This is a genomic window from Methylocaldum sp. MU1018, assembly GCF_053646775.1.
This window is the reverse complement of sequence record NZ_CM132195.1, coordinates 2,327,168-2,349,990: the sequence shown is the minus strand read 5'-3', so window position 1 is coordinate 2,349,990 and position 22,823 is coordinate 2,327,168. Positions and strand designations below refer to the sequence as shown.

The following is a 22,823-nucleotide window of genomic DNA, read 5'->3' as shown; positions in this document are numbered from 1 at the left end:
CTATTTGGAGGGATCGGAATGCAAGGAGCGGATCATGTCCGGCGTCGGCCGTACTTCGGTTTGATTCGGCGGTGTCGATGCTGGCTGCCGACCGCCCGCGGCTGGATGGCCCTTTTGCTCGCCTCCACGGGATTGGCGATCATGGCCGGTCGATGGGTTCATCCCTTTCTGTCGCCCAGCGATCCCGTTTTCGGAGGCGATCTCGTCGCGGAAGGATGGATGCCGGATTATGCGATGGCGCAAGTGGTTTCCGAATTCAAACGGAACCGATACGGCAAGCTGTACGTCACCGGTGGTCCGATCGAAAGGGGAACCCTGCTCCAGGCGTACGGGACCTCGGCCGAATCCGGGGCGGCCGTGCTGATCCGGCTGGGATTGGATGCGGATGCGGTGCGGGCGGTTCCGGCGCCGCGGGCCAGCGCGGACCGGACCTACGTCTCGGCGCTGGCTTTGAAGAGCCTGCTTCTCCGGCAACGGGTAACCGCGCCCAAGCTGACCGTCATGTCGCTCGGAGTGCATGCCCGCCGAACCCGCGCCCTGTTCCAGGCGGCGATGGGGCCGTTTACGCGCGTCGGCGTCATTGCCGTCGAGGATCGAAGCTATGATCCCGCGCGCTGGTGGGAATCCAGCGAGGGGTTTCGAACCGTGGTCGACGAGGTGATCGCTTATGCGTACGCGACGCTGCTTTTCGCTCCGGAAAAAGAGATGCTCGGAGCGCGCGGAGTCTTCGCGTTCGAGGGATTCCGCAATCTTGTCGACGACGGCTTGCAGTAGGCGCCGCCGTTCGCGCCCGTTGCGGAAGGATACGGCCGGTTTGGAACAAACTTGACGAGGGAGTGCTATGAACAGAGGGAAGGTTTTTTGGTGCTGTCTGATCGGCAGCATTATGGGCGCGTGCTGCGGCTGCTCTTGGGTCGGAGCCGATGCGCCGCGGCCGGCGAAGCGTCCGGCGGCTCCGCTCTCCGGCGGACCGCGAGGAACCGATTCGTCACCTTTCGATACGCGCTACGTCCGCCCGTTCGGCGCGAACGCGCCGTGGAACAAGCCGGTCGCCGGGCTGCCGCGCCATCCCCAGTCCGCCGCCCTGGCCGATTGTTTGTGGACCCGCGGCACCAAACGGCCAGGCAATTTCAATCTGTCGTTCGACGGTTACACCTACCCGGTGTATCTGGCCACCGACGCCCAGGGTTCCTATCCGGTCCGGGGGCCGTCCTGGAATAAGCTCAACGGTACCAAGATCCCTTGGAATCCGAACTGGAAACCGGCCACCGGCTCCGACGGCCAGGTGATCATCCTCGACCCCGCCAGCGGGCGCGAATGGGATCTCTGGCAGGCGAGCGTCAACGGCTCCGCCATCCGCATCTCGAACGGCAATCTGGTGCCGGGCTCCTACTGGACCAAGGAAGACGGCTTCAAAGGCTCGCGCGGCTGCGGCATTCCCTATCTCGCCATGCTGGTTCGCCCCGAGGAAATCGCCCAGGGCAAGATCGAGCATGCCTTGTCGATGCCGAGCCGGAATACCGCCAGGACGTTCGTCGCTCCCGCCATCAAATCGGACGGCCGCGTGACCCAGAACGGCATACCGATGGGCACCCGGTTTGCGCTGAACATCACCGATGCGGAAATCGACGCCTGGGTGCAATCGCTGCCGAGCCAACTGTCCGACCAGACCCGGCGGGCGGCCCGGATCATCGCCGTGGCGATGCGGGATTACGGCTGGTTCGTCACCGATACGAGCGGCGGCGCCCACTTCCAGTTCGAGGATAACGCCACCGCGCAAAGTAAATGGGCGGCCGTGGGCTTGGCGCCTCGCTCCATTGGCTGGAAAAACTATCCCACCGACCTGCTGGACGGCTTGATCACCAAAGAGCGCATCTACGCGATCGCGCCGGGCGATTAGAGCGTTTTCAACACGGAGGCAGGGACGATGATGTAGGGGCGCGCAGGGGCGACTTCAGTCGCCCGCCCTCCCACGACATGAGACCACACGCGTTGCTCGGTATCGAGCACTCCGCTGATCGGGCTTGCTCGCGTAAGTAGGCTTTCTTAGGTAGTTCTTCGAGTTTTATGCCCGCGGCTTAGCCCGGACAATGCACCGTAGGTATTAGCTTGCGCCGGGGAGGAAACGGTCGAAAAAGCATACGCGCTCATGGCGAACGACCGGATGGCGTGCGCGATGGTTCTTCGCCCCACGGCCGATGCGAAGATGCGCGTCGCAAGCCGGTAAAGCCGAACGAGTCTTTGCCGGAAAAATAAGAAGCGCCGGGCAAATGCCGGAATTGTCCTATGTGGAAAGCCCAAGAACACTAACAGGAGCTAATGGCATGGCACAACTTTATTCGGCTTTGAAAGCGGCTTCGTTATGGGCGATGAGCTATGCGTCCGGAAAATATACGGAATACACGCGATTTGCGCTGATCGGGCATGCGCGTACGGGTTCGAACCTGTTGATGAGCGCATTCAAATCGAGCCCTGAAGTCGAGATGTTCCATGAAATATTCAGCAGCGATAACCGCATTATCGGGCAAGGTTTTAATGAAGGAATATCTCGTTTTTACAATGAATATGCCCGTTGCATTCGTGCCGTCGGGTGCAAGATTTTTTATAACCATTTGACGAATCAGGAATGGTCCGAATTCGCGCGAATGAAGGAATTCAAGATCATCCATTTGATGCGCCGAAATCGTCTGAGGACGCTGGTTTCTCTGGCTATTGCATTCAAGACCGACGTTTGGCTGAAAACCTATTCATGGAAAAGGATTCCGCTGGACCGGAAGAGAATCTATCTCGCGCCTGAAAGCCTCATCGGGCAAATCAATCAAATCGAAATCTGGGAGTTGCAAACCCGCGAGAGATTCTCGGATCGGGACAGGCTGGATATCTATTATGAAGATCTGGTCGAAAACTTCGATGCCATAGTCTCTGAAGCCATAACCTTCGTGGGTGCCAAGCGATGGGACCCAAACAGGATCGCATACAGGAAACAGAATCCCGAGGCGCTCGATCAGCTTATCGGCAACTTCGACGAAGTGAGCCGGGCGTTAAAGAATACGCCGTGGGAAAAATACCTCGAATAGCGTTATTCAATGATGGCGCAAAAAGACAACGGTCTGCCGATGAAAGCTTTCTAAGAGGTTGCCGGCCGGGGCCATGATGAGATTCGATGCGGACCGGAATGAAGGCATCTGCGTCGATCATGGATCGGAGAGCTTTTCGGGCTAATCGCTAACCATTTTTTTGAAGGTCATGCTTCAAAACGATCCGATTTTGATTGTCGATCTGGCGAAATTCTACGGTGGTGTCGACGTACGTGTTACGGCGCTGGCGCGAAGGCTTCACGGAGAGCATCCCTATGCCGTTGCGACTTTGAAAGACTCGATGCTGCACCGGCGGCTCGAATCCAGCGAGTTGGTTTTCTTGCCCGTGCCGTTTTCGCGCGGCGACCCGCGCATCCTGCTTTATTTGTACCGCCTGATTCGAAAAGGCGGCTACAAGGTCGTCGACGCCCATAATCCGCAATCCCAATTTTGGGGCGGATTGGCTGCGATCTGTGCCGGCGCGAGGAGAAAAATCAGCACGGTTCACAGCGCTTACGGGCCCGAGTACGGACATACTCTGAAGGGGCGGCTCTACGAACTGGTTTTGCATTTCAATTATTGGCTTGGATCTCACTTCATTGCAGTATCGGAGTCGGTATACGAATACCTCGGCGAATTGGGTATTCCGGCCACGCGAATTTCGTTGATTCACAACGCGATCGAATATATCGACGAACCGTTACCAAGACGAAATGCACCATTCTTCAAGACGTTGGGATGGGATTCCGAGGCGTTCGTACTGACGGTAGTCGGCCGGCTCGAATCCGTCAAAGGACACGGGTTCCTGTTCGATGCGCTGGGACGTATCGCGAAAGCAAGGCCGCAGCTGCGTTGCCTCGTCGTCGGGGACGGCGGTCTGCGCGCCGAATACGAAGAGCGCGTGAAGAGGGCGGGGCTAGGGCATGTCGTCCATTTCGCCGGTTTCCGTAACGACATTTCCGATTTATTGAGCGGTAGCGACGCCTTTTGCCTGCCGTCGCTCTCCGAAGGGCTGCCTTACGCCGTTCTCGAAGCCTGCAACCATCGTCTCCCCCTGCTTTTGAGCGAAGTGGGCGGTCTCGCCAAACTATTCGAACACGGCGCAACGGCCTTTTTCGTTCCGCCTGCGGACGCGGGTGCGCTGGAGGCCGGGATCTGCTGGCTGATGGATCATCCGGCCGATCGCGCCGCGCTGGGGGAAGCCGCCTTTCGACTCGTGAAGCAAAAATCCGCCGCGGGCGATATGTGCGCGAAGACGCTGGAAATTTACCGATCCGGTATTTGTTCCTGAATAATGGCTATCTTTTATAAGCCGAAAGACCGCCTTTCGACCGTTCTTCGATATCGCCTCTTTCTCCTGCCTGCCCACGGAATGGGTATCCGAAAACGAAAACTGCAAACGCAAAGGATTGAAGGATATGCAGCATGTCGAAAAAAGTGACGATTGAAACGCATCGGGGACTGTCCGGCCTCGAAGAGATTGCCTCGGCATGGAACTTCATCAACAAGGCAATGGAAGCCAAGCGGTTCTTCCATCTCGCGGACTGGTACCGTTGCTATCTTGGCTCCCTGGAAGACAAACCCGACGACATGCTGTTCACGGTGGTCTATCTGGACAACGCCCCGGAAGCCGTTTTCCCGTTAAAGATATCCTCTCGGGGAATACCCCCATTCAGAATGAGAAGCTTGCAGCTTCCAAGCCATCCGCACATGTGCCTCAACGATTTCGTGGTCGCAAACCCCGAACGCGCAAAATCTTATATGCTTCTGGTATTGAAGCACCTAGCCGAACTACCCGGCGTGTCGTGGGATTATATTTATCTGCCGCGCGTCCTCGAAGAATCATCCGCCAGGACCGCGCTAGCCGGACAGCCCGACATTCTGAGCGTCAGGAGACCCTGCGGCGGATGCGATTATCTCACTGTGCGCCCGTATGATCTGATGTTCAGGGGATTCACGACGACCTTCAGAAATAATCTCAGGCGAGCCAGAAAGCGTGCCGACAATTTGGGACGAATAACCTTTACGTCCGTGTCTAAGCGCCCCGATCTCGATAGGGCTTACGAGATTTTTTTGAATGTCGAAGCCTCCGGCTGGAAAGGGCAAAAAGGACTCGGTACGGCCATAACGCTGGACAAAAATCTGGAATCTTTTTATAGACTTTTGATGGAGAACTACTCGGAATCCGGAGGGTGCGATATTCATATCATGTGGCACGACGATAACCCTATAGCAGTGGAGTTCAGCTTGATTACTGACGATACTCTATATACCCTTAAAATAGGCTATGACGAAAGCTATTCGTCCTGTAGTCCGGGCCATCTTCTCCGGGAATATATCGTGAAGTATTGCGAGGAACGTGGCATCAGGACAAATAATTTGATTACCGACGCTCCCTGGCATATTCAATGGAAGCCGCAATCTTACGGAGTATCTCATCAATATTTTTGCAGAAAAACGGTGCGGGGGCGGCTTTTCTATCTGTGGCAACGTTCTCTGCTTCAAGTTCGTCCGTTGTGGGATGTGCTGAAGCCGAGGCTGAAGAGCCTGAATATCATATCGGGGCGTCCTGTTCGCGTGTGAGCGGCGAGCGACGGAGTTGCAGCCGCCGATTTGATTCGGCTAACTGGACAACCCTAAATCAATTGACCAAAAAGTTTTTAAAATTCTTTAACATGGACGATATGAGGGAGTCATACGGTCTTTGATAACGTTTCTTTAAATACCATTGGACAAGGTATCAGGGAATGATGATGTTATCGATATTTTGGTTATGTCTAGGCCTGATTTTCTATGTCTATCTTGGATATCCCATCTTAATTACCGGTCTTGCCTTGATCCGGCGGCGCTGCATCGATGTGGCACCGATTTATCCGGCGGTCAGCTTGATCGTCAGCGCTTATAACGAAGAAGATATCATCGCCAAAAAGATCGAAAATTGCCTGTCTCTGAATTACCCCGAAAACCTTCTGGAGATTATCGTTGTCGATGACGGATCGACGGATGGAACACTGTCCGCGATCCGCGAATATGCGAATCAGCATCGCGTCAAAGTGCTTCATTCTCCTCTGCGGGAGGGGAAAGCCGCCGCCATGAATCGTGCGGCGGCTTCGGCTCGCGGGGAAATCCTGGTTTTTTCGGATGCGCGCGCCATTTATAAATCCGACAGTCTGAAAATACTGGTTCGAAATTTCAACGATGCCGAAGTCGGATGCGTCAACGGCAATAGAACCCTGCACAAGAACAAGTCGCCGATCTTCGGAGCCGAAAATTCCTATTGGAGTTATGAGGCTTATATCAAGATGAAGGAAACCCGGTGCGGATCGACGGTAAGCGTGAGCGGGGCGATGCTCGCGATACGCGCGTCATTGTTCGAACCTATCCCCATCGATACGATTCTGGATGACGCATATCTTGCCATGCGGGTATTGCGTCAAGGGTTCCGTGTCGTCTACGAGCCCGAAGCGATCTGTTTTCAAAGCTCGGCGATGTCGACCCGCGATGAAGTCAAGCGACGGCAGCGCATTACGGCCGGGCGCTTTCAGATGGTTTTCGATGCCGCAAGATTGTGGCCGTGGAATGACAAACTGGTTATTTTTGAGCTGGTATCCCACAAGATCATGCGCCTTTTTCTGCCTTTCTTCAGTGCGGGAATTTTCGTTTCGAGTGCCGGGCTGATGCTGTATTCGGATACTCCGTATATAGTCGAAATATTATTCTCGACCCAGCTCGTATTTTTCTTGTTTGCCCTCGCCGGATGGATTTCCGAGAAATATGGATTTCATATCGGTATGTTAGGCATTTGGTATTACATAGCTAGCGGGAACCTCGCTTCCTTTCGCGGGCTCATAAGATATTCAAAAGGTATGCAGACAGTGCTTTGGGAGAAAGCCCGCCGAACCGAATAAAACCCGGAACGTCTCCGGAAAGGCGCCCGCTTCGAGGAATCGATTATTGTTCCGGCCATTGAAGCCGAAAATCGTTTTTTAACGGCCGGAACAATAACCCGGTTCAAGATTATTCATAAGATCGCAAATATCCTCCCGGTATTTCGGGGCGACGCAAGGTCGATACACGTCCGGCTTGGCTGACTCGGCTTGTCGCTGCACTGTGGCATTCTCGCCTAGAATTATATTTATAGACCAGGCTAATGACGTTCGCCCCGAGTCAAGTCGAAGGGCTCAGTCCGAACGGAATCTGTAGGGTATTCGAGGGCCGAATTGATAGGATGCTCGAATGGGATTAAAAAGTATAGCGTCCACTCTCGTAGGCGCTATGTCAGATCAGAAAATGCGCTAAGAAAAGGGCGCATCGAAAAACCTACCCCGTTCAGGCTTCGACCCGCTCGGCACGAAGTGCGCGGTTTTTCGAGGCGCCCCCTAGAGCATTTTCATCTCGCGTCAGTTAACGGTATTCCGTGCGGAACATTTGTGTCGTATGGTCGTGGGGGGCGACCGAAGCCGCCCCTGTGTCACTTCTCTAAGGCGCCGGAATGCGCGCCAAAACCGGCACGCCGAGTTCTTGTTCGGCACCTTCCGGCGTGGACGAGCGTCGCCGTCTGAGTTCCGCTAAATAGGCCACGCCAACCCCTGCGAAAAGGCCGAAAAGGGCACCAACCGTTATCTTGATCAACTTCGATGCATTCAATTGCTTGGGCGAAATCGTGGGTTCCTGGAAGACGCGGACATTGGTCACTTTCTTGAGATCGAGTTCTTCGGAAATTTTGGTTTCCTCGAGTTTGCTCAGGTAATCCTTATACAGGTTTTCCTTGACCGACAAGCGGGTCTCCAGATCGAGCAGTTCACCTTTATGCATGTTAATCAACGACAATTGGTCATTAATCTGCCTCAAGGTTTGCTCGGCATCTTTTATAGCCGCCTGAGTGCTTGCCAGTTCGGGCTCAAGGTGTGTCGTTTCTAATTCCAACTCCCAGTATTCTGGATTCGGCATGCGACCCAACCGGCCCGATGTTTGTTTTTCGTCCTTGCGCATGATTTCGTTGATGCTGGCGATATCTTTCCGGACCTCGGTCACGGTTCTGCTGTTTTCGTTATATTTTCGCAAGAGATCCTGCTCTTTCAGTTGAAGTTCGAGAAGCTTCTGCTGAGCGAACTCGTTATGTTTCGGCATTTTATTTTTCAAGCTTTGAAGAGAAGCCAGTTTATAAGTCAGTTCTTTCTCCTTGGATTTTGAAAACCGCAAGATTTCATCCACGGCCGCTTGTTTCTGAAGCAGCAACCGTATCTGTTCGTCCGCGTTGATGATACCGTATTGCTGCTTGAAGTCTTGCAGTGAATGCGTGGCTTCGTTCAATCCTGCAGCGTATTCGGAAAGTTTCTGCTCAAAAAACGGAGTACGAGAATCCCCGTAAAGTCTTACGTGTTTATCGATAAAATTGTTCACCATCAGATCGACGACACGTTTTGCGACGGCTGGATCGTTATGCGCGAAATAGACATGGATGACGCCCGAATTCTTGACGCTCTTAACGACGAGGTCTTTGTTGAAATTCAGCAGGGCTTGATCCATTGCGGCCTGATTCTGCGAATCGGCATTTTTCAATCCGGGGTATAAGGTTTTTATGCCAATCGCCGTGATGACTTTCTGGCGCAGATCGGTACTATTCAAAAGTTCAGTTTCGGTATTGATCATCTCCTCCATTCTGAATTCGCGTCTCGAACTGTTATAGGGGCCGCTGAATTCGGGGATGTAAGTATACTCTCGGCCGAGGTTGAACAATAGTGCAGCGTGCCCTTCGTAAACGGGTTTTTCAAGTAGCGCGACAATCGTTCCGGCCGATAAAGAGATCAAGAAAGCAGCTAAAGCCTTATATTTTTGCCTGAGCAGCAGGGTTGTCAGGCCTGAATCTGAAATTTGATGATTAGCGCGTGTCACGGTTATGTCCTTATAACGAGTTATTTAAAGAAAAATTACAACGATAACGAACGTCCGCCGCGTCGAGCGATTTCCCCCTGGGCGGCTTGAGGGAAAGAAAGGGCGATACCCATGAGAAGCCAGAAGTATTTTGGATAAGATTCGTGCAGAAACAGGCTACTGGCCAGGAATCCGAAAAAACCGATGCCGAAGGCCGTTACCAGAGCTCCGTAGTCGTAAAGCTTGGCTTCTTGAAACATATGTCTGGATGATCTCAGGCTTCGGATCATAAACCACAACAGAACGCCGAAAGCCGCCAGACCGACGAGCCCCCGTTCGGCTGCTATCTGAAGATAGAGGCTATGCGCGTTTCGATCCTCGCCGCGATTGATGAGATGCAGGTCCTGGCTATAACGCTGGAAGTTGAAGATATAGTTACCCGCTCCCACGCCAAACAACGGATTATCCGAAAACATACGCAAAGCAACCTGCATTTCGGCCTTGCGTCCGTCCACCGACACATCCGCTGCGCTGGAGTCCGAAGGGTCTTTTTCGCCTGAAAGAGTACCAATCAGATCGTTTACGCGCGTCATATACGCATCGGGAATGAGGGGCAGTGCGCAAAGTATTACCGCCAGCGCCACTCCCCAGGCTTTTGGCGAAACGCGAGCGCGCACCCGTACCAGCGCCAGTCCAAGCATCGCGGCAATTCCGACGAGTGCGCCGCGAGAATAGGTGAGACTGATGGCTAAAAGTACCAACACGAAAGTGACCGCGGCTGCCGGGCGCAGAAAACGTAAAGGCTCGTTGATCAGGCGCTCGATGCATAATGGCAAAACCGGTAGAAGGATAAGAGCGTAAAAGTTCGGATCGGCCAATGGGCCGGATATTCGATAATCGCCCAAATCTTTAGCCAGCATGTCGTATTCGGCATTTGCGAATCCCACAAAATTGAACCAGTAGGCGCCGGTTATAAACTGAAGAAAATTCATGGATACCAGAAGCAATGCCGCAAACATCAATGACCAGATGACGACCCTCAACGTGACGCCGGTTCTTAGTATCAGGAGTATGATGATGCAAATCATGCCTTCCCTGATGTAATTGAAAACGAAATCGCTCGCGTCCCGGTAATAGTCCGAATAGGATAGGGAGGCAAGAATCAGCAGCATGTATCCCAATGTCAGGAAAATCGGTTTTCCGATTCCAACGGGTTTGTCGCCGCGTATCATGCGAAGGATTGCCGCCAATAATACCGTTGCACCATAAAATTTGGTCGGCGAAGGCGCTCCATGCTCGATGGCGATGTCCGAGGCATTTGTATAGATGACGAACGTCAATGCCGCCAGGCCCCAATCGATGCGGAGAAAGGTGAGTACGGCCAGCGGGAGTCCGACAAAGACGATGGCAAACATCAGGGCCAGTTGGAGAGCATCCAACTGGGATACCATCAGGATAGGCACTATTGCGCTCGTGCCCAGGGCCAAAATATCCCATTTTTGTACGGCAATCCATCGTCCAAAATTGGGCGGTTCGGACAGCCAGATCCTTGCTTTAGATAACACCTTTTTCTCCTTGTGCCCGACAAAATTAAACGGGTTTCAATTTTCCTAATAATCGGATATGTATCGTTATGTTTAGCCCGGATTCGGGCGGTTAACAACCAAGTGCCCGCCGCGCCAGAAGTACCCTAAAAGTGCGCAAAAGTATTTCTACATCGAGTCGGAGGCAGGCTCGTTGAATATAGGCGATATCGAGTTGCGACCGCTCGTCGAATTCCGTCGTATTTCTACCTTGAATCTGCCATAAACCCGTTATTCCGGGCATGGCGTCGAGACGCTCGGTTTGCCATAGCCGGTATGTCTCGGGACGGAACGAAGTCGGACGCGGACCTACGAGCGTCATTTGGCCGAACAAAAGATTGAAAATCTGGGGCAGTTCGTCCAGGCTCGTTTTTCGCAATATTTTGCCTACGCGGGTTATCCGCGGATCGTTCTTGATTTTGAAGTCGGGCCATTGCAGCTCATTCAGATGCATGAGTTCGTATTTGAGCGCCTCGGCATTTGGAACCATGGTCCTGAATTTATAGATGCGAAATCGTTGACCGTTCCGCCCGGTTCTTTCCTGCAGGAAGAAAATGGAATCTCTCGGCGATTCCAATTTTATCAGCAACGAAATTATCGAAATCAGAGATAGCCATATCGGCGTCGAAAGTACGACAAAAAGTATGTCGAGAAGCCGCTTGGTCATTAAATAGCCGCGATCGGTCGGTACCGACGGCCTCGACTTGAATCGGCTCAGCCAATCAAGCTCTTTTCCATATCGTTCCTGAAGCGTTGGACTGATCATGCGGCTTTCTCCTCGGTTTCTTCTTCGATGGGCAAAATATTTTTGCCATCGACGCGGTGGGTTTCGGCTGCTTTGATCAAGGCTTCGAGGGTAAATCCGTCGCTCGGGAATGAAGCGGATCCGATCGATACGGGGAGGTCGAATCCCCGAGTGGCGCTGGCTCGAATCCGCCGAATGACCGTATTGCATTCCTCCAGGCTCGTCGACGGGCACATGATCAGCAAGCGCGATTCATATTCCGCACACATCGCGATCATGTCGCTGCGCCTAAAGCCGGCGGCGATGCGGTTTATCAGCCGGGTTTTGAGAAAACGCTTTAGATAGCGTTCGGCGAGATCGCGCAATATGGATTCTTGGTAAACGGAAAGATCGTCCGTGTTCGGAGACTCTTTCATATCCAACAAGATAACGCTAAGAGGATGGCCTGACCGTCGACTCTGATAAAGGTATTTATTGACGTCGTCCAACGAATCGGTGAGCTTGGCGATGGGTTTGCCGACGTCTTTCAGAAGTATGCTTTCCAGTTCCTCCGACACGTAGGAGAACCATCGCGATACCGCATGGGAAAAATAAACCAAAGAGCCGAGTAAAGTGATGGCCAGAATCTCTGAGAGATAGTCGGCAGAGGGTTTCGTATAGAGAATCTCTATTACAAAGCCGGAGCCGGTAACCAGCAAGAGAGGGAGGAATACGGAGTGCCCGGCCCAGAATCTCCAGCCGGCCACGATAATCAATACCGATGCGATGGCCAAAATTTTCGCGGGCGGAGAGATGCCGGAGATCAAGCCGATTTCCGGAGTGGCGATGTCAAGACCGAAAAATACGAAGATGCTTGTCAGCAGGCCAAGCAAGTCCTTTAAAATGGCTTTCATTTGCAAATACTCCTTTCTTGCAAACTACGTTCTCTTCGTCCTTAACAGTCTGGTGAAAAAGTCGACTGCGATACGGTCGGCGGCAGATCCGTTTTGGGGTTGCATACCGCTGACTATAGGTAAATCGCGTTTTTCACGATTCTGCTAACGGGGATACGCTCGCTGCATTGAATCCTTTTGCTGCGATCTGCCGTTATGCTTTCAATACTTCTCGATACCTCCGTTGATGTCAGGTTTCAGGTTTGTCGGTCCGATTTTATCGTTTTTCGATTCGCGCGCACTTTCCGCCGCACTCGGATAGGGTCTGGACGGTGTCGAGAAGGGGACGTCGAAATGCTGCCCCGGCCGGTGGGTGGGCGGATCCCGAACGGGAGCCCGGGTTTGAATGAAACGGAAACGGTGCGCGATCCATCGGCGAACTCCATAGCTCGATCAGCCTCCCTGCCTCGGCCTGAACCCCGGACGGTCCGGCCGGCGCCATCCACTATAGCAAACCCCCGCGCGATCGGGGAAGACAAAATATCAACAATCGCGCCTGCTTTTCGATGCAGGTTCGTTCACAAACGTTTTCAGTTTGCCGGTCCATCGGGCTGCCGTAAAGAGGTTGTGCGGACGATCGGGCCTTTCGGACGGCGCGTGAACGGCCGCCTCGCCCTGCGGAAGAGTTCATCGCATCTCTTGGCGTATCGGCAAGACTTGTATTAGAGTAAGGAGCGCCAGTCGCTTATTAATATCGCGCAAGGACAAGGAGGGGCGGGGCCATAAGGTCCTGCCGGGACGACGCAGCGCTCAGTTCCGGGATCGATGCCGCAACATCGTGGTTTCGGGCTGCAAACGAATCGGAACAAGGGATTGAACCATGAAACATGCTGGCAAAAAGACCGTACATGCCGTGGCGTGGAACTATGCGTCGTTTGCGCTGAGCAAGGGCGTTACGTTGATCACGATGGCGGTGCTTACGCGACTGCTTCCGCCCGAAACCTTCGGGTTGGTGGGCCTTGCGACGGTCGTCATTTCTTATTTTTCCCTGCTTCAAGACCTGGGCCTGGGAAGCGCCCTCATACAGCAGCGCAGCGACGTACAGGAAGCGGCGAACACCGTGTATGCCGCGAATCTCCTCATCGGAATAGCGTTTTTCCTGATCGCTTTCGGCATTGCTCCCGCGGTGGCGATTTTTTTCCGCGAGCCCGCCGTAGATCTGATGTTGCGGATACTCGCTTTGACCTTCGTCATCGATCCGTTCGGGTCGGTGCACACGGCGCTTCTTCAGCGGGACTTGGCGTTTCGCAAGAAACTCATACCGGATCTTGGCCGTTTGATCGTCAAAGCGGCCGTTACCATAGTGCTCGCCGTTAAAGGCTACGGGGCATGGTCGCTGATCATCGGGCAGTTGACCAGTTCGGTTTCCGGCGTGGTATTGGCGCGCATCGCATTGCGGCAGAAACTTCGAATGCGAATCGACAGAGCGCAATTAGACCGTCTCTTGAGGTTCAGCGTGCCCTTCATGGGATTCAACCTGGTCAACGCTTTTATCTCGAATCTCGAATTCATCGTCATCGGGCGGACCCTCGGCGATGCGGCTCTCGGTGTATATGGAATCACTTACCGCATCCTCGACCTCCTGATCATGAATGTGTGGGTGGTCTTGGCGGGGGCCATGTTTCCGGCCCTGGCGACGATGCAACACCAGCCTCAACTGCTGAGGCGAACGTTTCTGTCGGTAACCCGATACGTGCAGGTTTTCATCGTTCCGATATCTCTGGGCCTGATGATAACGGCAGAGCCCATAGTTCTCGTCTTGCTCGGTTCTCAGTGGCTGGATGCGATTCCCATTCTCAGACTGCTGCCGATATCGTTTCTCATCTTGTCGATCGGAACGACCGCGGGCGACGTATATAAAGCGATCGGACGGCCGGAACTGTTGTTGAAAATGGGGATACTGCATACCGCAGTGCTGATTCCGTCTCTTTTGATAGGCGTTCAATATCGGCTCGTCGGCGTGGCGCTCGGACTGATCGTGACCGCATTCGTGGTCAAAATCATCCATTTGTTCGTGGTCATTCGGGTCATAGGCGTCACCGTATTGGAATTGATGCTCGCACTCAGGCCGGCATTCGTCGGAGGGACGGCGCTTACGGCGGTTACCGCTCCATTGGTTTATGGCATCAGCGATTCGCCTCCCCTGATACAACTTCTGATTGCCGGAGCAACGGGAGCCGCGACATATATCGGAACATTATGGCTGTTGGAAAAGGAGGTCGTGATCAAAGGAGCAAATACCATACTCGAAGCCGTTAAGCGTTGAGGCAAGCTTGGCGGCGCAAACACCGAACTCGGGCAAACCCCGGAATGGGCACCTCGAAAAAGCTACCCGTTCAGGCTTCGACCGGCTCGGCACGAACGGAATCGATCGATCCGATGGGAACCGTTCGCACCGAACGGGTCGAAGTGCACGGTTTTTCGAGACGCCCGAATGGCGGCGCCGAGTCGGTTTTTACCGAAAGGGACATGTTCGGCGAATGTCCCGTCGATAAGAGATCGCCGGTGTCGCCGCAGATATCTGCGGCCAATCGATGAGGTGTCCGATCATGGACTGTTTTTTGTAAAACATGGACTTACTTAACGGGCAGGATGTTATGAACGTAGTCAGCAATATTGCGCGACGGCGCAAAGCAATCTCCAGTCGGTTCGCATGGCTCGCCGTGCTGTTAGCGATTGTCGGCAGCCAGGGGTGTGCTGTTAACCGGACCATCGATCCCGGTATCGCACTGGCCGAGGCGGAAAACAGCCAGCAAATTCCGTCCAATTACATCATTCAACCCGGCGATCAACTGGACGTGAAATTTTTTTATACCCCTGAATTCAACGAGTCGGTAGTGGTCCGGCCTGACGGCAAGGTTTCTCTCCAGCTCGTCGATGATGTGCAAGCGGCCGGGCAAACTCCGGCCCAGCTCGACGAGGTTCTGACGAAAGCCTATGCCGGCGAGCTTAAAGATCCGGCTGTCACGGTGCTCGTTCGGACGATTACGGAGCCGAAAGTCTATTTGGCGGGAGATGTCGCAAAACCGGGATTCATTCCCATAAGAACCCAAATCGGGGTCCTTCAGGCCATCGACGAGGCCGGGGGATACCTGGCGTCCGCCGATCTCAGCGACGTCAGCGTCATCCGAAAAGGGCCGAACAACCAACCGATTACGCATCAAGTCGACGTGGAGGACATTCTTGACGGCTCGTTGAGCGATTCGGAATTTCTGCTTCAGCCTACCGATGTGGTTTATGTGCCCAAGCGAGGTGTGGCCGAGGCTGCGAATTTCATGGATGACATTCGAAAGATACTGATGATCAACGGTCTTTTTATTCCGTTATTTTGAGATTCGAGAAGCGCGCCCAGCATCGGGGGCGATCTCGGACAATTCGCATTCACGATCGAACACCATTTTCGTCTCGCGCTGTAGGAATAGGCTCGTGGCGAAATCGTGAAAAAATCGTTTTTCACGCTTCACGCCGATGTGCGGAATATATCCTCGGACCTGAATCGGGTTCGAGGATATATCTATCGAATTCGGCCCTCCGATTTTTTCGGTTCGTCCAAGATCATGGCGGCTCGCGTCGCGCGCTTTACGGGATAGGGTAAAGCTATTACAAGGGATTGAAATCTCGGTTTTAGTGGCGGAGGCATCCGTAATCGTACGGGTTTTGTGGAGCCGGATTACGTCTGCATAATATTGGTTAGCTTGATGTGAAACTTGGGCGATTGAATCGAATTTTCAGTATTCATTGGCCAGCCGATATTCGGTCGGAGTCGACTCGTTTTGTGCGCCGAATCCTTGGCAAGGGCGGCGTGTTTTGGGATGTTCAACAATCTTGGAATTCATATGGATAATATTTCAAGCAAGGCAAACATATCCCGATACGACGTCGAAAAAAAGAAATGGGATGAAAAAGCGGTTCAGACGCTGCAATCTCAGCAGGATTGGCGGCTTGACGGAACGTATGACGAGGTTTTTTCGAAAAACGGAATTCTCAAGCCGGTTCATTCGTTTTTCAGCGGAATCGGCAAGCCTGGAGTCAAGGTTTTGGATTGCGGTTGCGGAAACGGATGGACCGCCTTGTTGTTGGCAACGAAGGCCGAAAGCGTCAGCGCTTTCGACATATCGGAAGGGCGGATTGCCGTTGCCCGGCAGTATATCCATCACAATCGAATCGGCAATCTCACGTGCAGGGTTGCCGATTTTGAGAATCTGCCCTACGAAAGCGAAACGTTCGATTACATATTCGGTAACGCAATCATTCATCACGTAAGATTGGACGAAAGCCTCTCCGAGGTCGCTCGTGTTTTAAAGAAAGGAGGGCGGGCGGCATTCTGCGAGCCTATGGCTCATAACCCGATCATTAATCTATATCGCTACATCAAGCACAATTATATTGAAAAAGAAGTCGGTACCGACAGGCCGTTGACTTATTCGGATATCCGTACGTTCGAAAAGTACTTCTCTCATGTCGAATTCAGGGAAAGCAGTTTTCTGGGAGATAGGTATTCGTGGCTGATACCGCTGGAGCAAATGCTCCTGAAATTCAAATTCCTCAGGCGATATGTGTGCTATGTGACGATTTTGCTGGAAAAGTGAATGCTTTTGGGCATCTCGAAAAACCGTGCACTTCGACCCGCCCGGTGCGAACGGTTCCCACCGGATCGATCGATTTCGTTTGTGCCGAGCCGGCTCGAATCGGCGATCATCCGTGCCGTGAAAACGCCGGCGCCTGAAATAATGTCGAGCTTCGGGGCGAGAAGTGCTGAGCCCGGGTGGTATCGATATTCGCCTCTCGCAAGAGGGTCTTGAAAGAGGCGAAATCTCTCAATGGGCTCGGAACCGTTTCGATGAGGTGAAGCAGACGAGCGGCTTCACCCCGTGAAGCGGAAGCTCAAAGCTTTCTGTGCCCGTTAGTATTGATCGCTGGGCGCGATCGCGTAGATGCGCTCTTTGGTGATCAAGCCGTCCAGCAGGTCGGTGGGATAGTTTTTGTAGTTGATGAATTGGGTTCCCAGGCCGAGCGCTCGCCATTTGCTTTGCGCGGTGGCGTTATCCTCGAACTGGAAGTGGGCGCCGCCGGCCGTATCGGTGACGAACCAGCCGTAATCCCGCATCGCCACGGCGATGACTCGGGCCGCCCGCCGGGTCTGGTCGGACAGTTGGCTCGGCAGCGATTGCACCCAGGCGTCGATTTCCGCGTCGGTGATGTTCAGCGCAAACCGGGTGCCCATCGGCATGCCGTTCTGGGTCACGCGGCCGTCCGATTTGATGGCGGGAGCGACGAATGTCTTGGCGGTATTCCGGCTCGGCATCGACAAGGCATGCTCGATCTTGCCCTGGGCGATTTCCTCGGGGCGAACCAGCATGGCCTGATATTGAATGCCGCAGCCGCGCGAGCCTTTGAAGCCGTCTTCCTTGGTCCAGTAGGAGCCCGGCACCAGATTGCCGTTCGAGATGCGGATGGCGGAGCCGTTGACGCTGACCTGCCAGAGATTCCATTCGCGCCCGCTGGCGGGGTCGAGGATGATCACCTGGCCGTCGGAGCCGGTGGCCGGTTTCCAGTTCGGATTCCAGGGGATCTTGGTGCCGTTGAGGTTACCCATCGAGGCTTGGACGGTGTAAGAACCCTGGGCGTCGGTGGCCAGATACACCGGGTAGGTGTAACCGCTGAAGGACAGGTTGAAGTTGCCCTCTCGAGCCGGCGAATATTTCCAGAGCCGGTCGGACAACACGGCGGACTGGGGATGGCGCGGCAGCCCGGCGACCGGCTTGTTCCACGGCGCGTTCGCGCCGAACGGGCGGACATAGTCGGCTGCTCCGGCTGACTGGCTCATGGCCACGGTGGCCGCTAACGACAGGCCGTAAGCGGCTGTGCGGAGCATTTTGCGGCCGCGGCTGTCGGTGTTTCGGTTTTCGGCGTACTTGGCTGAAGGAAGGTAAGAGTTTACGGATTTCATGTTTTCTCCCGTGGGATTTTTCACGCTATTAATTTCGAGGTCTGGCGGATTTCGGCCGCCAGACCAGGTTATGGAAGCCTTGGCGTCGACGGCTTTTCGAAAGATCCGCCGCCGACTCCCGGCTTTAGCGTCCCTGGGACCAACTCCATCGTTCCTGACAGGTTCAGCGTTGGTCGAACTACCGGCTGTTCAAGCAGTTCCATTTGTTTTCCAAAAGTACGAGCGTCCCCGATGTTGTCGGCTATGGCTGAACCCCTTGTGTCCAGGTACGGCGATTCGAATGGCCCGGTGATGAAAACGGCATCGGCCGCGTTCGATGAAAGGCGAACGTCGATGATATTCATGACTGGGTCGATCGAATGGATCCGAACGCGCCGCTCTATTGGCGGAGCAGTGCTCCGCTCGCGGGCTCGGATATCCGAGATCGCCGATTGTTTAGGGCGCACAAAGGCAAGCATGTTTAACGTTTCAATCTTTCAAGCTAAGGTGAACAAATCGCTTGAAATGAAATCAATTTTGTTGTAGGGCATCGCTCGTCACTTGTGCTGCCGATGTAAGCATATGTCGTGCCAACATCTGCCAAACCTAGAGCCTGCACTGGTATATCGATTTTTGGAGGCTCCTGGGTAGGTAGAATTACGTATTATTCGACGCCGATCTGCGACAGAGGCCCGGTCCTGTACCGAGATCGGCTCTAACCGAAATGACAGCCGTCCGGAGCGAAATCGGGGACACTGGAGGGAGCGGAACGGCGCCGAAAACGCCCCGGAAGAACCATTGAATCGTCGGGTCGCCTGAGAGCGACGAATCAATCCGTGCGCCTTGCACTAGAGGGCGGCGACACAAGAGGTCGGGACAAGTCGTTTTTGAGCGGATTGCGGCTATAAGGGAATCGCCGAACACCCATTCATAAACGGGCAGGGAAGACACATGAGGATATTCGTGGTCGAGCCTACGGGCCAGGGAGGGCTGGTGCATTATGCCTATGAGCTATGCACCGGGCTTGCGAATGCGGGAGCGGACGTCACGTTAGTGACCACGAGCGACTATGAACTCGGCGGCTATCCGCATAATTTCCGTATCCAAAAGAAAATGCGCCTGTGGAAAGGCGTCGGCTCGCGCGGCGTGCCGGAGCCGTCGCCCGGCGGGGCGGCGAAAGCCTGGCGCCGGCTTTCGTGGACCGGCCGAAGAGTGTTGCGGTTTGTCCGGTTGCTGCGTCAGTGGGGGCGCCTGACGAACGAGCTTATCGTCGAAAATCCCGACGTCATTCTTCTCGGAAGGTTTTATTTTCCGGGAGTATCGCTTTTTCTTCGGCGACTCGAGCGTCGCGGACTGGTCCTGGCGGATGTGTGCCATGAATATGAATTTCGCGATCCGAGTTTGTCCCGGCTCAATGCCCTGATCGATCGGGTGACGGATTTTTTCGAAAAGAGGGTATATAAAGCGTTCTCCGCCGTGTTCATTCACGGCGAAATCAACCGGAACCGCTTCCTGGCCGAGCTCAAGATTCCTCCCGAGCGCGTTCATATCATCCGGCACGGGGTTTCCAGCCTGTTCTTCAGCCAGGCGCGGCAGACCGGCGCGGCCGAGCGCTACGGCATCGAGGCTTCCGACCGGGTGGTCCTGTTCTTCGGCAATCTCAGAGTGAGCAAGGGCGTTCCCGATCTGCTCCGCGCCTTTGCCCTGGTCGATGAAAACGACGAGTATCGGGCCAAGCTGGTGATCGCAGGCTATCCCACGCAATCGGTCGACGTGTCCGAATTACGGAGGCTCGCCGTCGACCTCGGCATAGCGCCGCGCGTGATTTTCGACATTCGCTACATTCCCATCCAAGAGGTGAGCGAGCTGATGCGCCTCGCCACGGTTGTGGTCTTTCCTTATCTGAGCGCCACCCAGAGCGGACCACTGATGATTGCCCACGCTTTCGGCCGGCCGATCGTCGCGACCTCGGTCGGCAATTTCCCGGAGGTGGTAAAGGAAGGGGAAACGGGCTTTCTCGTGCCGCCCGCTTCGCCACCGGCGCTGGCGGAAGCCATCGGCAAGATTTTGGCGAACCCGGATCTTGCCGGAGCGATGGGCGACAATGCCAAGGCGATCGCCGAAAAGCTGTACGACTGGAATGCCATAGCCGGGGAAATGCTGACGGTGCTCGAGAAAATCGCCTCGGGGCCGGCCGCGCGCGAAAAACCGGCTTCGCCGGCGGCCAAAGTCGGGACGGCGCTGCGATGATGAATATCGAGATCGTTCGATCCGAAGAGGGGTTTCTTGCGCTGGCGCCGGAGTGGAATGCCCTGCTCGAAGCCTCCGGGCTGGAAAACGTATTTCTCACCTGGGAGTGGATATCGGCATGGTGGGCCCACTTTGGCCGAAGCCGTTTCAAGCCCTGGGTGATGACGGCCCGCAGGGGGAGCGACGGCCGGCTCGTCGGATTGTTGCCGCTGGCCTCGCGCACGCTCAATCTCTACGGCCTGCGCGCGCGGCAATTATCGTTCATGGCGAGCGACCGGGTCATCGATCATCTCGACGCGATCATAGCGCCGGACTGCAACGATACCGTCGTTCCGCGGTTCGTCGACGGCCTGATCGGGATGCCGGCCCGGCACGATTTCGTTCGGCTCGACGCCATGAGCTCGAACTCGGCCTTCATCGAGGCCTTGCTCGGCGAGATCGGGCAACGCTCCGACGCCAGCCACATGGCGGTCGATTCGGTCTGCCCTTATCTTGCTCTCCCCGCGACGTGGGACGGTTATTGGACCTCGATCGGCAAACAAAGCCGATACAATTTCAACCGCAAGGCCAAGCGGCTCCAGGCCCGCGCCAAGGCGCCGGTTGGCTATCGGGCCATCCGGAGCAAGACCGAACTTCCGCATGCCCTGGGCGAACTCGTGCGTCTGCACCAGTCCAGACAACGACAGAAAGGCAATGCCGGTGCTTTCGCGCAAAAACAGGCCGTCGGCTTTCACGCCGAAGTTGCCGAGCGCTTGCTGGAAAAAGGCTGGCTTCGCCTGTATCTGTTGACCGTCGGCGAGCAGACGATTGCCGCCATCTATTGCTACAGGTTCGGCGGCATATTCAGCTTTTACCAGTCGGGCTACGATCCCGCCTGGAGCGATTGCAGCCCGGGCGCCTTGATCATGCTGCACGCGGTGCGGGAGGCGATCGCCGAAGGCGCTCGCGAATTCGACTTTCTTCGCGGCGAGGAATCCTACAAGTCGTTATGGACCTCCACGGCGAGAACGGATCGGCGCTTGTGGATCGCGTCGAGTCTGCTGGGCCGCACGGTGCTCCGGGGGTACGGGCTGGCCCGCAAGGGACGCCGCGCCCTGAAAGCCAATTTGAGCTGGGGAAACGGCCATGCCAAATCCGCATCCTGACCGCGTGTTGTTTCTGATCGATTCTCTCGGCATGGGCGGGGCCGAGAGGATGTTGGTCAATTATCTGCAACATCTCGATCCGAACCGATATGAGCCTCGCGTTTGCGTTTTACGGGTGCGAGACGGAAATCCCATTGCCGCCGAGATCGAGCGGCTGGGTATACCGGTGGATCTGATACCGGCTCCGCGCATCCGCGATGTCGTGGGCATCCTGTCGCTCGTGCGCTATCTGCGACGGCACCGGATCGACCTGGTGCACACGCAACTGGAAACGGTCGCGGTACACGGCGGCATCGCCGCCAGAGTCGTCGGCATCCCGGCGGTGCATACCCTGCATACCTTCGCCTACGCCAACGCCAGTATCCGGGAAGCCCGCAGAGGCCGACTCGTGTGGTTTTCGCTGAGACACTTTCACGACAAGGTCATCGCCGTCTCCGAGGCCGTCGGCAACCATGCCGCGTCGGAGGGGCGCTTGCCTTCGGAAAGGATTTCGATACTTTACAACGGCGTCGATACCCGATCCTTTTGTCCGAGCGACGGCAGCGGCCGGCTTTCCGTGCGCAACAGCCTCGGAATGCCGGACAAAGCGGCCGTGGTCGCGACGGTTGCTGTGCTGCGCCGGGAAAAGGGCATTCAGTACCTGATCGAAGCCTGGCCCGATGTCCTGAAAGCCGTGCCGAACGCCTATTATCTGGTCGTCGGCGCCGGACCCTATGAAAGCGCATTGAAATCGCTCGCCGCCGCCTGCAATGTCGCGGACCGGGTGATCTTTGCCGGCGCCCGCAAAGACATTCCGGAGTTGTTGGGAAGCAGCGATCTTTTCGCGCTTCCGACGCTTGGCGATGTGCTTCCGACGGTGTTGGCGGAAGCGATGGCGAGCGGGTTGCCCATCGTTGCGAGCGACGTCGGCGGAGTTCCCGAAATGATAGAACCCGGCAAGAACGGCTTGCTGGTTCCTCCCGCCGACGCACCCGGCCTGGCCGACGCCTGTATCCGCCTGCTGCGCGATTCCGGTGAAGCTCGGAAATTGGCCCGGGGCGGGCGCAACATCGTTGAGGCGCGTTTCAACGTTCGGAACCAGGTTCGGAAGCTGGAAACTCTTTATGGAGAACTTTTGAGAAAGCCCCATGCCGCAATATCCGGTGCATGACCGGATCGGGGCGCGGCATCGAAAAACGCTTCGATGGCTAGAGCGTTTTCATCGCTACTTATTTCGCATTTTACGGTCGAAAAGGAAGCCGCCTTAGGCGGCGGGTAGTTTGAAGCGGGGTGCGCCCCGCAGGCGAAT

The 22,823-nt window shown here is 55.1% G+C and carries 18 protein-coding genes; 12 read left to right on the top strand and 6 right to left on the bottom strand.

Going from position 1 to position 22,823, the window contains the following annotated elements; genetic code table 11:
* Positions 1 to 105 precede the first annotated feature (105 nt).
* The 6 genes from ACWJKU_RS10815 to ACWJKU_RS10790 all read left to right on the top strand — a co-directional run bounded on the left by ACWJKU_RS10815 (position 106) and on the right by ACWJKU_RS10790 (position 6,985).
* Positions 106 to 774, top strand: coding sequence for an ElyC/SanA/YdcF family protein (locus ACWJKU_RS10815; RefSeq protein ID WP_454142312.1), 669 nt, complete (start codon positions 106 to 108; stop codon positions 772 to 774).
* 67 nt (positions 775 to 841) lie between these two features.
* Complete coding sequence (locus ACWJKU_RS10810; protein ID WP_454142311.1) at positions 842 to 1,900, top strand: hypothetical protein; 1,059 nt, start codon at positions 842 to 844, stop codon at positions 1,898 to 1,900.
* Between the two features lie 370 nt (positions 1,901 to 2,270).
* The gene (locus tag ACWJKU_RS10805; RefSeq protein ID WP_454142310.1) at positions 2,271 to 3,077 is read left to right on the top strand and encodes a hypothetical protein; all 807 of its coding nucleotides are present in this window, start codon (positions 2,271 to 2,273) and stop codon (positions 3,075 to 3,077) included.
* A 190-nt stretch (positions 3,078 to 3,267) separates the two neighbouring features.
* Complete coding sequence (locus tag ACWJKU_RS10800; RefSeq protein ID WP_454142309.1) at positions 3,268 to 4,368, top strand: glycosyltransferase; 1,101 nt, start codon at positions 3,268 to 3,270, stop codon at positions 4,366 to 4,368.
* Between the two features lie 134 nt (positions 4,369 to 4,502).
* Positions 4,503 to 5,660, top strand: coding sequence for a GNAT family N-acetyltransferase (locus ACWJKU_RS10795; protein WP_454142308.1), 1,158 nt, complete (start codon positions 4,503 to 4,505; stop codon positions 5,658 to 5,660).
* A gap of 164 nt (positions 5,661 to 5,824) precedes the next feature.
* Positions 5,825 to 6,985: a glycosyltransferase family 2 protein gene (locus ACWJKU_RS10790; RefSeq protein ID WP_454142307.1), complete on the top strand. Its 1,161-nt coding sequence runs from the start codon at positions 5,825 to 5,827 to the stop codon at positions 6,983 to 6,985.
* A 571-nt stretch (positions 6,986 to 7,556) separates the two neighbouring features.
* On the opposite strand, the gene ACWJKU_RS10785 is transcribed toward ACWJKU_RS10790, so the two are convergent.
* From ACWJKU_RS10785 to ACWJKU_RS10770, 4 genes are all read right to left on the bottom strand, one after another.
* On the bottom strand, positions 7,557 to 8,972 hold the full coding sequence (locus ACWJKU_RS10785) for a GumC family protein (protein ID WP_454142306.1): 1,416 nt from the start codon (positions 8,970 to 8,972) through the stop codon (positions 7,557 to 7,559).
* A 35-nt stretch (positions 8,973 to 9,007) separates the two neighbouring features.
* On the bottom strand, positions 9,008 to 10,516 hold the full coding sequence (locus ACWJKU_RS10780; RefSeq protein ID WP_454142305.1) for an O-antigen ligase family protein: 1,509 nt from the start codon (positions 10,514 to 10,516) through the stop codon (positions 9,008 to 9,010).
* Positions 10,517 to 10,607: 91 nt separating this feature from the next.
* A complete protein-coding gene (locus tag ACWJKU_RS10775) occupies positions 10,608 to 11,201 on the bottom strand; it encodes a sugar transferase (protein WP_454148110.1) in 594 nt (197 codons plus the stop codon).
* A 95-nt stretch (positions 11,202 to 11,296) separates the two neighbouring features.
* Positions 11,297 to 12,172, bottom strand: coding sequence for a GGDEF domain-containing protein (locus tag ACWJKU_RS10770; protein WP_454142304.1), 876 nt, complete (start codon positions 12,170 to 12,172; stop codon positions 11,297 to 11,299).
* Positions 12,173 to 13,031: 859 nt separating this feature from the next.
* Between ACWJKU_RS10770 and ACWJKU_RS10765 the strand changes: the two genes are divergently transcribed.
* The 3 genes from ACWJKU_RS10765 (at position 13,032) to ACWJKU_RS10755 (ending at position 16,800) form a co-directional block, all read left to right on the top strand.
* A complete protein-coding gene (locus tag ACWJKU_RS10765) occupies positions 13,032 to 14,477 on the top strand; it encodes a lipopolysaccharide biosynthesis protein (RefSeq protein ID WP_454142303.1) in 1,446 nt (481 codons plus the stop codon).
* Between the two features lie 397 nt (positions 14,478 to 14,874).
* On the top strand, positions 14,875 to 15,543 hold the full coding sequence (locus tag ACWJKU_RS10760) for a polysaccharide biosynthesis/export family protein (RefSeq protein ID WP_454142302.1): 669 nt from the start codon (positions 14,875 to 14,877) through the stop codon (positions 15,541 to 15,543).
* A 456-nt stretch (positions 15,544 to 15,999) separates the two neighbouring features.
* A complete protein-coding gene (locus ACWJKU_RS10755) occupies positions 16,000 to 16,800 on the top strand; it encodes a class I SAM-dependent methyltransferase (RefSeq protein ID WP_454142301.1) in 801 nt (266 codons plus the stop codon).
* Positions 16,801 to 17,114: 314 nt separating this feature from the next.
* Here ACWJKU_RS10755 and ACWJKU_RS10750 read toward each other — a convergent pair whose 3' ends face one another.
* Together ACWJKU_RS10750 and ACWJKU_RS10745 are read right to left on the bottom strand one after the other, a co-directional pair.
* Positions 17,115 to 18,161 carry a hypothetical protein gene (locus ACWJKU_RS10750; RefSeq protein ID WP_454142300.1) on the bottom strand — a complete coding sequence of 349 codons (1,047 nt, stop codon included), beginning with the start codon at positions 18,159 to 18,161 and terminating at the stop codon, positions 17,115 to 17,117.
* 68 nt (positions 18,162 to 18,229) lie between these two features.
* Positions 18,230 to 18,505: a hypothetical protein gene (locus tag ACWJKU_RS10745; RefSeq protein WP_454142299.1), complete on the bottom strand. Its 276-nt coding sequence runs from the start codon at positions 18,503 to 18,505 to the stop codon at positions 18,230 to 18,232.
* 586 nt (positions 18,506 to 19,091) lie between these two features.
* Here ACWJKU_RS10745 and ACWJKU_RS10740 point away from each other — a divergent pair.
* Genes ACWJKU_RS10740 through ACWJKU_RS10730 form a run of 3 tightly spaced genes read left to right on the top strand, consistent with a single transcriptional unit; the run spans position 19,092 to position 22,685 of the window.
* Positions 19,092 to 20,390 carry a glycosyltransferase family 4 protein gene (locus ACWJKU_RS10740; RefSeq protein WP_454142298.1) on the top strand — a complete coding sequence of 433 codons (1,299 nt, stop codon included), beginning with the start codon at positions 19,092 to 19,094 and terminating at the stop codon, positions 20,388 to 20,390.
* Positions 20,387 to 21,535: a GNAT family N-acetyltransferase gene (locus ACWJKU_RS10735; RefSeq protein WP_454142297.1), complete on the top strand. Its 1,149-nt coding sequence runs from the start codon at positions 20,387 to 20,389 to the stop codon at positions 21,533 to 21,535. Before ACWJKU_RS10740 ends, ACWJKU_RS10735 begins: the two co-directional genes overlap by 4 nt.
* A complete protein-coding gene (locus tag ACWJKU_RS10730) occupies positions 21,516 to 22,685 on the top strand; it encodes a glycosyltransferase (protein ID WP_454142296.1) in 1,170 nt (389 codons plus the stop codon). The genes ACWJKU_RS10735 and ACWJKU_RS10730 overlap by 20 nt, the downstream gene beginning before the upstream one ends.
* Positions 22,686 to 22,823: the final 138 nt, after the last annotated feature.